Below are 16,134 nucleotides of genomic sequence, written 5' to 3' on the forward strand. Positions count from 1 at the left end.
GAGAGTACAAATCGTTTTGCCGTTTATATGACGATAGATAAATTTGTTCCTAATTGTGGTGATGTGATTCGCTTCTTAAAAAGTAAAAAGAGAAGTTTTAGTTTATATTCAAAATTGCATATTGAACTTAATGAGGGACTAAAGACTTTGGGATATATCACTTTTACACTTTCCTTTTTTGCTCTTTTAGGACGCTTTCATGGAGAACAAACGGAAGCATTATTTACCACTTTGGCGTTTTTGAACTTGATTAGTATTGCCACATTACTGTTGGGCCCTCAACCTTTTCAAAAAGATTTATTAGAGAATTATGAAAAGTAATTTGAGTAAAACATGAGATTCACTAATTTTGAAACTGAAAGGTGAATACATTTTTTTAGAAAAGCGTTCTATTAAATACCATGCTTATATAAACTTTATCAAACAAACTCTTAAAGTCAAACATTCAAACTCTCTTCTGTAGAATTGTTACTATATACATCCAACAGAAAGTCAGTTCTAAAATCCATAAAGAGCTAGTAAATCATCGTTTTGAGCAAGAGTCACACTTTTAAATTTTTAAAATAATATTGTAAACTATTACTATGAAGAAACTATTACTATTACTTTCAACGGTATTGCTTAGTATTAATATTTATGCTCAAATTTCATTTGAAAGAGGATATTACATTAATAACTCTAACAGAAGAGTTGGTTGCTACATCAAAAATACAGCCTGGAAAAACAACCCTTCTAAATTTGAATATAGAAGTTCTTTGAATGGCAGATCTAAAAAGATTTCAATCACTTCTGTAAAAGAATTTGGTATTGGCAACAGTCTAAGATATGTCAGAAAAACAGTAAATATTGATCGCTCAAGTGGTGATGGTGGCCGATTAACTTCTAATAAAAATGCTATATTCAAACAAGAAACTCTTTTCTTAAGAATATTAATAAAAGGAAAGGGAACCTTATATCAATATTCTGACGGTAATTTAGAGCGTTTCTTTTATTCAAAAGACGGTTCTGAAGTTGAGCAATTAGTTTTCAAAAAGTTTTTAATTAATGGAAGTAAAATTGGAACTAATAACAATTTCAAAGAACAGTTATGGGATAAATTAGGATGTTCAGACCTTGATATAAACGACATTGTCACATTACGCTATGAAAGAAGTGACTTAGTCAATTACTTTATTAAGTATAACAGGTGTGAAAAAAGTAAATTTGTTAACTACAACAAAGCACAAGAGAAAGATACATTTCATATTAGTTTTAGACCAGGTTTAAATGTATCATCACTTTCAATAGAAAATACTACTGGAATTATCGATTGGAAAAATGCCGATTTCGGAACTCGTGTCAATTTTAGATTGGGTTTTGAAGCTGAAATTGTATTACCTTTTAATAAAAACAAATGGGCACTAATTGTTGAACCTACATATCATTATTTTACAACCGAAAAAGAATTATCTAATCAATCTGTTTCTATCAATTACAGCTCATTACAATTTCCTTTTGGAATTAGGCATTATTTCTTTCTGAAGAATAAGTCATCCATTTTTTTCAATGCTTCTTACAATATGGAGATGCTATTAGGTTCAGAAATTGATTATGAAACTGGAAATGATCTTGAAATTGCAAAAGTATCAAACTTTGCCTTTGGATTAGGTTATAAACCAAAAAAGGGTAAATATAGCATGGAGTTAAGATATATGACTCCCAAAGATATCTTATCCAATAAATCATTCTGGGTTTCCGATTACCAAACTTTCTCAGTGATTTTTGGCTTTTCTTTATTTTAATTAAGTGAACACTTACAAGTTAAAGTAACTTCAAACTTTAGGAGAATTAATATCATTTCACTTCCATAAGAGGTAAATCTATAACGTAATTCACCTCTTATGGAACTTATATTATCCGTTGACCAAAAAGGAAAGCACTCCCATTGTTAATTATAGGACATTTCTTTTTTAAAGTTTTTGATGTTACTCAAGTCATCATAGACTGTTTGAGTAATTGCATCACAAAATTTCTTCTCTTTTGTTTCTCGTTTCGCGATAGAGGCTATCTTTTCCTTTTTAAAAACTGACTTAATCTTCATGATATCCTTTATGATCTTTTTTTGACGTAACAATTCTTCGTTCTCATCTTGCATTGCCTCATTCGTCCAAACTGCAACTTTGTATTCTTCACGTTTGGCTAATGTCTGATCATAAAATACTTCTCTTAATCGATCATTGACTTTGTCGTATTCCTTTTTATAAGCAATTTCAGCGTTCGACATAATATAAAGACCTCTATATAAATTGAGTTTGGTATTGATCTGTTTTTTAAGTTCAGAGGTGTTTCTTGATAATTCAATATTATTTTTACTCAACTCATTATTGATTGACTTAAGAGATTTCACTAAGACATCAATACTGTTATCCACTCTTGTGATTTGATGTGATTGGTGGCCTAAAACCTGTAAAGTCACATCTACTTGTAATAATAATTTAAACTGCTGCAGGTAGCTTGTTTGAGAGTAATTCAATGATTTCTTCACTAGAATCTGTTCTCGTTTTTTATCATTCAAAATTTGATTGATAGACTTCAAATTGGCAATTTCAAGTTCAATCTCTTGAATTGTGGAATCTGCCTCTGCGATTTGTTCTTTTGTTACTTTAAAATAAAGAGAATCATAAGCTACTTTTCTTCTCGGTTTTTTCAGCGAATTATAATGCTTCTTTGATACCTTTTCCTCAAAGTGCTTAATGTTATTATTCATGCTTTTCAGGTGCATTTCCTTTTTGGCAATGTTATTTTTATCTAAAGAAAAACGATCCAAATATTTTGCTCTTTTTGCAATCGGCACACCAATATTATGCCTGATCCACAATCCTAATGCTTCTTTTTCAATTTTTGAATATAAAGAAATGTTACTACTATAGGACAACGCCGATGAAGCTGCCTCATGATAATAAATTTGTTTCTTTTGGAAGAATAAATCCTTTTCCTTTTGTGTTGCTTTAGGGTCAAAAATTAAGTTTTTCCCTTTCTCCAAACTTGATACTGCTAATTGACGATGGTTTTTAGAATTATCAGCAAAGGCATTTTTCGAACTCTCATAGAGGTAATCGGAACAATGTAAAGATATATAACGATCTAATGTTTCATTCCCTAATTTTGAATTGGTTACCCTTGAAAAGTCATTTTGAATAAACTCTTTTGAGGTAATAGTCGTTTCCAATAATTGCCAATTAGGATCTGCTGGAAAGTGGGTTTTAATCAAATCTTGAGGTAATGGACAGAAATAAGTTTCAGCTTCTTTTCCATTTTTCACTTCATAATTCACGGAGTTACCCTCAATATCAAAAGTTAACTTCTTCAGTCTGCCGTAATTACTTCCCCACAAGCAATCCACCTGATACCAATTTCCATCAATCAAAACTGCATTCCAATAGTGGTTGGGTTGATACAATACTTTAATGATCGGCTTATTTTCAGTGAAGGTATATCCTACAATTTGTTTACTCACAAGACCCGACCGATGACATAAAGAATCAAATAGGTTAGAGAATTCTTGTGCAGTACCTCTTTTGCGTTTGAGGATTTGTTGTATTGTATAACTTTTAATTTTATACCTCTCTTCAAGGATAAAATTACCCGTGATCCAATCGTAAATATTCTTAGCCTTTTTGTAATCTGATGGCTCGTTGGAAGTTAAATATCGACTTAATTGTGATAGGGATTGCTCAGCGTATTTTGGTACAAAAATCTTATTTTCAGTTTGATTTTGTGAGTACACTGAAGCACAGCTCAATGATAAAATTGTTAGGAGCAATAAAAATGTATAGAAAGATCGAGAATACATCATAGACGTTAATAATAGACATCTCATTGTTTGCACTTACAACGAGGCACCTTTTTGTTAATTAATAAAATAGATCAAAAAATTAATAACTATAGATTAATAGAGAGTACAACCTAAACCTGAAGTCAATGAAAAATATTTCTTACAAGAAGTTATGTATATAACAGATTAGTCTGATTTTTAGCATAAATTTCAGATCAAAACTGTATAAATATTTTTCTTCAAATCCAGGGTAATATTCATTTCATTTTCATAACGGTAAATATGATAAAAAATTTTATTTATCGTTAACTTTTACAAAAAAAAGGATTGAAAAACTTCAATCCTTTTTGTTTTATTGCTAATAACAAGGTATGTCAACTCTTAAAGTGTTGGTGACAAGCCTGTTGTCCAATTTAATTCAGCCACTGACTTTGCATATTCAGCCTTCATTTTGAAAAGCTTTGTTTGAGCTTCTAACAACTTACCTTCACGAACATTCATATAAAACACTGAACTTTCACCGGCATCAAATTTTTCCGTTTCACCTTGCAATAAAATCTCATAATTCTGAGACATTTCACTTTGCATATCTGTAAGTTCAACGTAATTCTGAACTGCCAAGAAGGCTTTTTTGATGTTGTTTTCTACCTTTCTCTTTGTCATAATCAGTTTAAGATCATTATCTTGGATCTTTAACTTTGTCATTTGCAATTTGGCTCTTTCTTTTCTCAAAAAGATAGGCATTGAGAAAGATGCACCAAATTTATAATTTTCATCCAAGCCATATTCCCATCCACCGATTGGTGTTGTACCAAGGTAGTTGTATTTCAAGTTTAACTCAGGCTTCACGGCCTCTTTTGCTAATCTCTGATCTACATTTAAGATGGTTCCCTTCGTTTGTACCTTAATGATATCAGGGTGCTTCATAGAAGCCTCACTCAATAACGTTTCAAGAGTAGGTAATACCTCCACTCCTAGTTCTTCTGGTAAAATATTATCCAAAAGTTCTAATGGCTTTCCTTCCTCATTCCATAAGTGATTAGAAAGAACAAGTTTGGCCTTTTGCAATTCAAGTTTCGATAATTTTAAATTAATTTCTCTATCCTGAATTGTGATTAATGCTTCCGTACCATCAATATTCGCTAAGTCACCTTGACGGACTCTTTCATCAACCGCTTCTTTTCTGAAAATGGCTAAATCATATCCCTCCTCAGCTAAACGATACTGATGATAAGCAAAGTACCAAGTCCAATAGTCTTTGGCAACCTGTAAGATTAACTTGTTGATTTGCTTGATCTGATCTGCCTCTGTCATTTGTTGCATCGCATAACCTTTTCTTAACATGGCTCTACGTTCATCCATGAGCAAACCTTTCAATACTGGAAGTTCAAGACCGATGTACATTAGTCCCTTACCACTGTTTGTATCATTTTCAGGGTTAAGATTAATGCCATCATTTCTTTCATATCCCACGTTGATCGAAGCGGCCCAAACTGGAATCTTTGCATAAGTGTTCCATTTCGTATAATAACCCTTGGTCTTAAATACCTTTTGATCGTACTTCGAGTACAACTTTGGATCTGAATATCCTTTACCCAATCGCACCTGCATCTTTCCCTGTTCAGAGAGTAAAGCAATTTGTTGTGCTACTGGATGATATACCATTACAATCTCATATAAATCATCCAAAGAAAGAATACTTTCTGTTGAATCATTTTCTGTAATGTCTTGTGTATATCCCACATTCCAGAAACTGAGACTCAATAGTAGTGCTATCACAGCTACTCTCATATTATTTCTTTTTTGATTTTGAAGATTTTGAAGACGCATCATAATTATTCAAACTTGGAGGGAAACCGTTGATCTGACGCCAAAGTTCATACCATATTGGCACCTCTTCCAACATTACCCATCCAAATACGCCTGTATCCATTCTTAATTCCATTGGCCACTCATCATCTTTCTCTTTAAGATCTTGAGTGATTAAGATTCTAAATGTTCCGTCTGCTTGGTTCACAAAATCTACTACCTCTACCTTACCACCGAAAGTACCTACTGAAACACTTGGCCAGCCTGAGAACTGAATTGATGGCCATCCATCGAACCTTAAACGAACATGTCTTCCTTCTTCAATTAAAGGTACATCCATCGTTTTCACATAAATAGCTGCAGCAAGATGAGGATTTTCGGGCATCAATGTCATTAACACTTGACCACTCTTAACGTTTTCACCAATACCGCTACTTAATGCTTGTACCACAATACCTTTTTGAGGAGCACGAATTACTCTCATTCCGGCACGTACTTCCATACTTGAAAGTTCGTTTCTAGCTTTTGCTAATGAACCTTCGCTATCTGCAATCTCCGAAAGTGTTGTACTTAATTCCGAATCCGTTTTGGCTATCTTATCCAACATCTCGTTTCTTGTCACGTTTTTACCAAGAATTGCATTTTGGTACTCGTTGATTGCCATTTCAAATTTCGTTCTAGCCCCCACTTCTTTCGAGACAGATTGTTGGTACTTACTTCTCACACCTTCCAACTTCGTCAAAGAAATCAAACCTTTATTATAAAGTTCCTGATTGGCTTTGTACTGTCTGTCGGCGTTTTTCAAGTCCACTTTAGCAGCTTCCCAAGAAATACTGTCGCTTTCAACTTTTAGTAGCGTTTGCTCAATTTTATTATCAAACTGCTTCAATTTGATTTGAAGACCATCTTCTAAAGCTGCAAGCTGACGTTCTTTTGCCAATACTTTATCTCTTTTGGCTGCAATTGCTTCACCTTTTGCCATTATACCTTCTTCCAAACGTAAAATCATGTCTGGGTCAATGTATTTGTCTTTTACTTCGGCAATGGTCAATAGCACTTGTCCTGAGTCAACGTGTTGCCCTTCTGCAACGTTCCATTTTGCAATAGTTCCATCGATCGGACATTGAATTTTTTGAGGTCTATCTTGTGGCATTAACGCCGTCATTTCTCCTCTTGCTCTGATGTTTTGTTGCCATGGCAAAAACATTACAACAAAGAATATGGCAATGATAGCCATGATCCATTGAGCAATTTTCTTTCCTTCAGAAGGGGTGTTTAATGTATTTAGAGAACCAAATCTTCTGTCAAATTCTTGCTGATCAGAAGAGTTTTTTGGAGTGATATTTAACATTTCTATCTGATTTAAGCGTTATTTGATGGTGGTAAAAAACAATGTTGGAAACTTGGATGTTGTTTCACTTCGTCTAAGGTTCCTACTGTCTCCACCTTTCCTTGTGACATGATGGCTACACGATCACATAAATTTGAAAGTATTGGGTCGTTACCTACAAAAACTAAAGTCCAAGGATTATTTTTATCGATTAAGAATGAAAGCACCTTTAATCTGATTTGACTATCCAACTCACGGAATGTCTTATTCAAAATCAATAGTTTTGGACGGTCCACAATACATCTCGCTAATAGAAAACGCATGGTTACACTTTCTGGGAATACTTTTCCGCCAGCTGTAATCAATGTATTTAATCCTTGAGGTTGTTTATTTACAAAGTCTAATAACTCTACACTTTTTAATGCCCATAGCACATCATCGTAAGAAACGCTTTCCTTACCCATTGTGATGTTTTCGAGGATAGTTCCGTCAAACAATTCTTCTTCAGAAAGGTTTTTCGAAATTTGATTTCTTATGCTATTCAAATCGACATCTTTCAACGAATAATCGTCATAAGTGATCGCACCTGTATAGTCGTTAAGCATACTCGACAAAGCAAGCATCATTGCGTCTTTTCCTGAGAAGTTATACCCTAACAAACATAATCTTTCACCCTCTTTGATATGTAAATTGACTCCATTCAACGCCTTTCTACCATTTGGATAAGAGAAATGTAAATCAGCAACTTTCACCTCAAAACCTTTACTTTCAGTAACAGGCATTGTGACACCGTTCTTTTTCTCTAATGGAAGATCCGTCACATGAGCAATTTTGTCTACCGCAGTAAGCATGTCATAAGCCACTTCCATTGATAATACTAGCTTTTCAGAAGCAGAAAGTACTAATACAATCACAATCTCTGAAGCTACGAATTGACCAAGGTTGATTTCTCTGTTGATCACTAACCAAGAACCAATAATCAATAAACCACCCGTTACTAGTGTTTTGAAAATGTAAACGTAAAGGAATTGATTGATCACTACATTGAATTGTTTCTCTCTGTAGTGTAAATAATGGTTCGTAAGGTTTTCAGTTCTTTCTAATGGAAGCGTTGTACTACCTGCTATTTTGAATGAAAGTAATGTTCTTGCCATTTCTTCCAACCAGTGTACTACTTTATACTTGTATTTTGATTCGACCATATTGGCCTCCAATGCTTTTGGACCAGTATAGTAAAATAGAATGATCAATAATGAGATCAATACAATACCAAACACGATGAAAAGTGGGTGATAGAAAGAAAGTAGTACCATACCGAACAAGATCTGTAGGATCGCACCCGATAAATCAATCAAGAATTTTGGTAAACTTTTCTGGATGGTCAACACATCAAAGAAGCGGTTCATCAACTCTGGTGCGTAGCTTCCCATCAACGACTCTAATTTTATTTTAGGCAGACGAAATGCAAATTCAAAGGCGGCTTTTACAAAAACCCTTCGTTGTAAGGTCTCCACCAGTTTTAACTGCATGATTTGTAAACCTCCGGTAAACATCGTCACCACAATGACCAAACCGATCATCACTGTAATCGAATCAATCACCACACCACCTGCTATCAATTCAATGACCGTTTGAACACCAAGTGGTAATACCAAACCGAACAATGAAATCAGTAATGCATAAATATAAATATAGGCAATGTCTTTTTTCTCTACTGAAAGTAATCGATAGAGACGAGAGATGGACCCACTTTTTTCTTTAGTGGTAGCATCAGATATCATTGGGTTATTGGAAATTGGAATAGCATATTCAATTTCCCCTGATTCCAATCTGATCAAGTTCTCTAAGGCAATCGTAAGATTTACTTCTGTTTCTTGCCCTAACACATCCACGACAGCAGCAAGGGTTTTACCGCTTTCGTTTACATAAAAAATAACCGGTAAAGTAGATCCTTCGAGCTTACAAAGCGCTACAAAAGGTGTAATACTTTTCTCTAGGTGCTGGGCCAATGAAGTTATTGTCCCTTTATTTTTTATTATAGCCAGGTTCATACCATCTGAATACCTCACCAAATTCCCCCAAAAATCCTCATCCTGATTTGGGTCAATTAATGGCTCGATTACATCTCCTTCTATTTGATGCTGTATATGTTTAGATAGTAGTTGACTAAGTTTCTTATATCCTTTATTTGTCATAAAAACAGAAGTTGTTTCGTAGTGTTAAGTCTTGAACACAAAATTACATTAAATGTTTCATGATTTAATGAGGTCGAAGTAAATATTTCAAAATTTAAGATTTATAAAAACTTTCACAATAAACTCCTAATAAATGTAAAGCTGAGTAACCTAACTTAAACAAGGAGGGTAAACTATGTTATGTGTTTATTAATCAAATTTTTCAAGAAAAAGAAATTATAACACCGTTACTAATAGCGGTATTTAAAAATATACATTTTAATCCACCAACTATTTTGAAAAACTGTTTATAAGGCAGGCATTCTAGCAATAGAATGTAAATAAGGGATCAAGTTGATCCCTTATTTTTTTATAAATGAATGAGTTGTTATTCAATTTAAAATAAGATAATTTTGTAAAAAAGAATATAAACTATGAAACCACTCATCAAATTACTTTCAACTACCGCACCCAATGTAGTAGTCAACATAGCCTATAAGAAAATATTAAAGCCTCAAGTGTTCAAACTTCGTCCACATGAGATTGAAGTATTAGATAAGGCTGAACAGAAAAAGGTGGAAATCAACGCCATTGGCATTCAAACTTATAAATGGGGAAATGGTTCTAAAAAAGTATTACTCGTACATGGCTGGGAAGGTCAAGCAGGTAACTTTTCTGATATTATTCCAAGCTTAATCGACAACGATTATACTGTATATGCTTTTGATGCTCCTTCTCATGGCTTTAGTGAGCAAGGCAGAACCACAATGTTTGATTTTAGTAATATCATCAAATACATGTTGGATCAGTATCAGATGGATAAAATTATCTCCCATTCATTTGGCAGTGTCGGTACTACACATTGTTTAGCCAATCATGGAAATATACAAATTTCTAAATATGTTATGCTTACAACTCCTGACCGCTTTGAACAACGATTAGATGATGTTGCAGCTTTTGTAGGAATCACAAACAAAGTAAAAACAAGGCTAGTGAATAAATTGGAAACTGAATTTAATTTGAAAGTTAAAGATCAAAATGTTTCTGATTTCGTCAAAAAATCCAATGTAAAAGAAGCTTTGATTTTGCATGATATTAATGATAAAGTTGTCAATATTGAACAATCGGAAAGTGTACAAAAAGCTTGGGGAAATACATGTGAATTGAGACGTATTGAAAATACAGGTCATTTCCGAATATTAAGAACCAAAAGTATTGTAGATCAAATAGTTACATTCCTTGATTAACAAATAAAAAAACCCGAATAATATATTAAGAATACTATTCGGGCCACTTAATTCTGGATAGAAATTATATTCAAAATTAAGAAATTTTCATGACATTTATGCTGTCTTTTTTGGCGACAAAGCACAGAATTTTTCAGAATCTGCGATTCAAGAACGTTAGCCAAGATTTTTATTAAGAAAAAATTAAAATTATTTTCAATTCATCACAAAATTTGGAATTATTTCTAACAAAAATCACATTACTATTTCATTTTCCACTGGTTAACGTGATTTTTATAGCACAAAATAAGTCAATCCCTCTTTTTCTAATGATCTCCCCTTATATCCATCAAAAAAAGGCTGACCCCATCACAGAGCCAGCCTTGAAAAACTAAACTGATCGCTAAAAATTAATGTTTGTCTTAATAGTGAATTGTATAACGCACTACTTTACAACTCTTTATCAAATTACCTTTTCATTTTTATTTCATAAGGTTTAATTTATAAATTAATAGCCATCGTTTTGTTTAAAACCTGCATTGAGATCTAACTCTCTTTGAGGGATGGGTAAAAATTTACGTGTCCAATTAAAAGGCACTTCGTAATCCGAAGGGACACCTACGTCACCTGTTAAGTTTTGATTATTTCTAATGTAGATAGCATCGTCATGCGTTGGAGGTGCCAATTCATAATTACTTACTGTTAATTCTTGATCAGCATACCCGCTTCCTCTTCTGATTACATCAAAGTAACGGTGGCCTTCCATTGCTAACTCCAATCTTCTTTCAAGATAAATATCATCTAATGTAACACCTGACTTTGAAGCCAAACCTGCTCTGTTTCTAATCATATTCACATATTCATCTGCTTTACCTTGGTTTCCAGCTTGCAAGTAAAGCTCTGCTCCGATCAAGTAAATATCTGCCAAACGAATATAGTGGTAGTTTTGATCGTAGTTCAATTCAGGCGTACCATTGTCCGTTCTTCTGTAAGCATGTGTTGTATACTTATAAGTAAACATACCTGTAAATGTATAATGTGCTTCTAACGATGGAGAGAAATCAGCAGGGTCATTGTCAGGATTGCTTGTAAAAACTCTATACTCTTCGTCTACTAAATCTTTAGCATACATGATCGTAGATGCTTTTCTGACATCATCAGCAGTAAATAAAGACTCAAGCTCTCTTGTAGGTCCTCCAAAACCCCAACCTTGGGCAAGGATATCGCTGTTATGACCTCTTGGTCCCGCCATTGTACACTGGTAGTTACCCAATTTATGATGTGACCAATCACCTGTTCCTGTATTGGCAAATGGGATTTCGAACAATACTTCTGGGTTGTAGTTTCCATTTTCATTAAATAAGTCTGCATAGACAGGAGATAAATACGCACCTGAATTTGTGATAATTTCATCTGCCATTGTAATTGCATCTTGAATTGTAAAGTCAGCACCGTCTTCTACAGGTAAAGTAGACTTGTTGTAAACACCTGTATAGAACATAAAGATTTTCAACAATTCAGCCTTTGCCGCATACTTTGTTAACCTACCTAATTCGTTTTCAGGAAGCTCATTAGACATTAATGGAATAGCTTCTAAAATCTCTTTTGCCACAAAAGCATAGCTTTCTTCTGGAGATGCTTGAACAACATCTTCCCAATCATCAATACCTAAAGTTTCTTTGATCAAAGGCACATTTTCAAAAAGCCTTAATACTTCAAAATAGTAATGTGCTCTTAGAAAAATTGCTTCGCCTTCATAAAAAGACTTGATATCTTCCTCATTGGATTTAAACTCAATTTTGTCATAATTGGATAGTAAGATATTGGCTCTCTGAATACCTACATAGCATTTCTTCCACGTTTTCTCACCTTGTTGACTTACTGCTCTTGCATCAAAACGCTGCATTTGTTGCCAACCCAGCATATCTGTACTATTGGCACCACCGGTATAAACATCATCTGACATTACATCTGCTGTAAGTGCTTGAGGCATTGCTTGCCAATCAAGGTTATCATTACGAAGTAATTCATAGATACCCATCAAGGATTGTCTTGCTCCAGTTGAGTTACCGAAAATAGTATCCTGATCTTGTGCATCTTTAGGTGTAATATCTAAAAACTTCGAACATGATGATGCTGTTACGACCAACATCAATAGTGCTCCTATATATAATTTATATTGTTTCATTTTCAGCTCTTTTTAAAATTAGAATGTGACGTTTAAACCCACTAAATAAGAACGTGCTTGTGGATAAGATCCCATATCAAATCCAGAACCCATTGCACCACCGTGACCCATTTCCGGATCTAAACCTGAGTATTCAGTAAATGTTAGTAAGTTGTTACCTGACACATACACTCTCAAGCGTTGTGTTCCAATTTTCTTTGCAATATGACTTGGTAATGTGTAACCTACTTGAACGTTTTTCAATCTTAAATAAGAAGCATCTTCAATGTGAACCATATCATTCATCCACAAGTAGTTGTTGTTCGTGTCATCATGGGTGAATCTTGGCATTGTGTTCGATCCATTTTCAGGCGTCCAGCTGTTCAAGTAACGTGTGTCATAGTTTTGATCACCTAATAAGTCTCTACGTGTAGAGGCATTCATCATCTTACCACCTGCTTGTCCTTGCCAGAACATCGAGAAATCAAACCCTTTGTACTCCGCACGGATGGTTAAACCGTAGGTCCAGTTATGTACTGGAGTACCAATATCAGTACGGTCGTTTTCGTCAATTACACCATCGCCGTTGGTATCTACAAAACGAATATCACCAGGTTTTGCATGAGTACCGAACATCTCATTGTAGCGGTCCGCTTCTTGTTGGTTTTGGATCACACCGTCTGTTTTGAAACCGTAGAAGAATGGCAGTGAATGACCTGTAGCCATTGCCATGTTACCTACTGTGTTGTGCAGACCGTCACCGAAGATAAAACCGTCTGTATTGTTTACAGCTGTTACTTTGTTGTCATTGTAAGCCACATTACCCGTGATAGAGTATTTGAACTCCCCTTCATTATTCTGGTAAGTCAATGCCAATTCAATACCTTGGTTTCTTACCGTTCCTAAGTTGGTGATTGGATCTTCCTGACCTGTATAATCCGGCACTGGCTTGTTGCCCAATAGATCTTGTCTTTCTCTTGAATACAAATCAATATTGGCCTGTAACATGTCATTGAATAATCCTACGTCAATACCTAAGTTGAATTCTGCTGCTGCTTCCCAACGTAAATCAGGATTACCCATTCTTACATTTCCGTAACCCGGCTGAGGTACTCCCGCAGGTCCCAATGGGAATGATGGAGTAGATACAAAAGCAGACATATAACCAAATGGAGGAATATTTTCGTTACCTACTTTACCCCATGAACCTCTTACTTTTAAGAAGTTAACTGTTTCGTTGTACTTCAAGAAATCTTCGTTTGAAATCACCCATCCTGCTTGTAATGAAGGGAAGAAACCAAATTGATGTGCTGGGCTAAAATTAGATGAACCATCATAACGCATTGTTGCACTAAATAAATACTTCTCTTTGTAATCATAACCGACTCTACCAAAGAAAGACATCAGGCGGTGATCATAAAAACCTCCATTTGTTTTTTGAGTATTATCATCAGCACCATTACCGATGTAACCATAATCCCAACCTGGAAGTTGTAAGCCGTTTCTCATCCCCCACATGTCAGTTCCTGTACTTTGACGCATCGTCATACCACCAAGAACGGAAATCTTATGATCTGCATTGATCGTCTTCTCATACATGGCTGTATTTTCCCATTGCCAAGTACTGTACTCATTCATACTTTGATTGACAGAACTATTGGCTACTTGATTGACGGAGTTATAATACACCTCTGGACTATATCCTCTGTTGGCCCATGAACCAACATCTACACCAAAGTCCGTTTTCATTGTCAAACCTTTAATGCTTACAGGCTTTACTTCTACGAATGCATTACCAATAAACTTATTAGATAAATTGGTCTCATACGTATTGTGAATTTTTGCCATTGGGTTCACAATCTCTCTTAATTGTCTCTCTGAAATACCATAATAAGCACCGTTTTCACCTGTTACAGGATTGAATTGGTTGGGGTTGTAAGCAGGACGAACAGGGAAGCTACTATATTCATTGTTCTTGTCATACTCATACACTGGCGTTAAAGGATCGTGCAATAATGCATTTTGAATTGCTCCGCCAAACTGTTCGTGCTCATTGATACCTCTTCTTTCCTCTCTTACAAAAGTAGCATTTACACCTACTTTTACTGATTCAGAAACTTTGTGTGATGTATTCAAACGGAAAGTATAACGCTCGAACTGTGATTTCTCAGGAGCTACAATACCATCTTGTCCAAAATAGCCAAAACTTGCTAAATAATTTGAATTTTCATTTCCCCCCGATGATGAAATACTGTGATTCTGGATCGGGGCACTTTGGAATAATTCGTTCTGCCAATTTGTATCATGTACAGGATTAGCAATTTGTGCATTACTATAAATAGGACTTTGACCTGCGTTCACTGCACCTTGGTTATGCAATGTCATGTACTGTTGAGCATTCAATAACGGCGACTCTCTCCATGCATTTTGAACACCATAGTAACCATCATAAGTAACAGTTGCTTTTCCTGACTTACCTTTTTTAGTGGTGATCATTACTACACCATTGGCACCTCTTGAACCGTAGATTGCTGATGAGGCTGCATCTTTTAATACTTCCATTGACTCAATATCATTAGGATTTAGGAAGTTGATGTCATCCATTTGCATTCCATCCACCACAAATAATGGGCTATTATGACCATTTGAACCTGTACCACGAATACGGATATCTACCCCTGCACCAGGTTGACCTGATACATTGGTTACTAATACACCCGGTGTACGGCCTTGTAAGGATTGTGCGGCGTTTCCTACTGGCGTTTCTGTAATTTCCTCAGATTTTACTGAAGCAATTGCACCGGTTACCACACTTTTCTTTTGGACGCCATAACCTACCACCACAACTTCTTCCAGCTGCTCAATGTCTTCTGCTAGTTGTACCGTGATATTACTTTTTGATCCTACATTGATACTTTGAGTGATATAACCAATAAAGGAGAATGATAGTACTTTAGGTCCATCTGATTCATCAATCATTAATGAAAATTTACCATCAAAATCAGTAATGCTACCGATTGTGGTACCTTCTATAGCGACATTTACTCCGGGTAATACACTACCATCTTTTGCATCTGTGACAATACCTGTAATTGTTCTTTCTTGGGCATATACATTCGACGTGAAGAATAGTCCCATCAAGAAAAACAATCCCAGTACTTTTGATAATTGTATTGGTTTTGTTAGCATAAATGTAAGTTTAGATAAAAATTTAGATTTAAGTATTCAGTGCTAATCATTAAAAAGTTTCTGCAGAAAAAAATTAGGTTTTAGCTTCATTTCATAGTGCAATACTAATAGGATTAAGTGTCAATTAAAACCTTCTTAAATATTCCTCAACATTTGTTTATACTGTTTAATAAAATTAATAGTCCATTAGTTCTCAGAAGTTTATTTTCAATGTGCTTTTTGTTGGTTTTCTATTTTATCAAATAAATAAAAACCCTCTTTTAACAAGAGTTATCAATGTGAATGTTTTTTTAAGAAAAATCGCATTGAGTTCTATAAATTCCTTTCTATTCGTAAAATTCAATTTTTACAGTTAATGTAATGAAATATAAATTTAGCACCCTGTAAACAACGCGTATATTTTAATGAAAGTTAACGCGTTGTAT

At 34.7% G+C, this 16,134-nt stretch carries 9 protein-coding genes; 3 read left to right on the top strand and 6 right to left on the bottom strand.

The window, feature by feature from the left end; all coding sequences use genetic code 11:
- Both PL77_RS32005 and PL77_RS15100 read left to right on the top strand, forming a co-directional pair.
- On the top strand, positions 1–321 hold a 321-nt coding region (locus PL77_RS32005), incomplete at its 5' end, for a hypothetical protein (protein WP_044206950.1).
- A gap of 263 nt (positions 322–584) precedes the next feature.
- Positions 585–1,781, top strand: a complete 1,197-nt coding sequence (locus PL77_RS15100) for an outer membrane beta-barrel protein (RefSeq protein ID WP_044206952.1) — start codon at positions 585–587, stop codon at positions 1,779–1,781.
- A 146-nt stretch (positions 1,782–1,927) separates the two neighbouring features.
- Here the strand turns inward: PL77_RS15100 and PL77_RS15105 are convergent, their stop codons facing one another.
- From PL77_RS15105 to PL77_RS15120, 4 genes are all read right to left on the bottom strand, one after another.
- Positions 1,928–3,766: a transglutaminase domain-containing protein gene (locus PL77_RS15105; RefSeq protein ID WP_044206954.1), complete on the bottom strand. Its 1,839-nt coding sequence runs from the start codon at positions 3,764–3,766 to the stop codon at positions 1,928–1,930.
- A gap of 429 nt (positions 3,767–4,195) precedes the next feature.
- Complete coding sequence (locus PL77_RS15110; protein WP_172665869.1) at positions 4,196–5,605, bottom strand: TolC family protein; 1,410 nt, start codon at positions 5,603–5,605, stop codon at positions 4,196–4,198.
- A 1-nt stretch (position 5,606) separates the two neighbouring features.
- A complete protein-coding gene (locus tag PL77_RS15115) occupies positions 5,607–6,974 on the bottom strand; it encodes an HlyD family secretion protein (protein WP_044206955.1) in 1,368 nt (455 codons plus the stop codon).
- A gap of 11 nt (positions 6,975–6,985) precedes the next feature.
- Entirely contained in the window at positions 6,986–9,148 is a 2,163-nt protein-coding gene (locus tag PL77_RS15120) for a peptidase domain-containing ABC transporter (RefSeq protein WP_052444451.1), read from the bottom strand.
- 413 nt (positions 9,149–9,561) lie between these two features.
- Between PL77_RS15120 and PL77_RS15125 the strand changes: the two genes are divergently transcribed.
- Positions 9,562–10,374: an alpha/beta fold hydrolase gene (locus tag PL77_RS15125; RefSeq protein ID WP_044206957.1), complete on the top strand. Its 813-nt coding sequence runs from the start codon at positions 9,562–9,564 to the stop codon at positions 10,372–10,374.
- Positions 10,375–10,861: 487 nt separating this feature from the next.
- Here the strand turns inward: PL77_RS15125 and PL77_RS15130 are convergent, their stop codons facing one another.
- Both PL77_RS15130 and PL77_RS15135 read right to left on the bottom strand, forming a co-directional pair.
- Complete coding sequence (locus PL77_RS15130) at positions 10,862–12,541, bottom strand: RagB/SusD family nutrient uptake outer membrane protein (RefSeq protein WP_082026560.1); 1,680 nt, start codon at positions 12,539–12,541, stop codon at positions 10,862–10,864.
- Between the two features lie 18 nt (positions 12,542–12,559).
- Positions 12,560–15,709 (bottom strand): TonB-dependent receptor, encoded by a 3,150-nt coding sequence (locus PL77_RS15135; RefSeq protein WP_052444452.1) that lies wholly within the window; start codon positions 15,707–15,709, stop codon positions 12,560–12,562.
- Positions 15,710–16,134: the final 425 nt, after the last annotated feature.

The organism is Flammeovirga sp. OC4 (assembly GCF_000812565.1).
Classification (GTDB): Bacteria; Bacteroidota; Bacteroidia; order Cytophagales; family Flammeovirgaceae; genus Flammeovirga.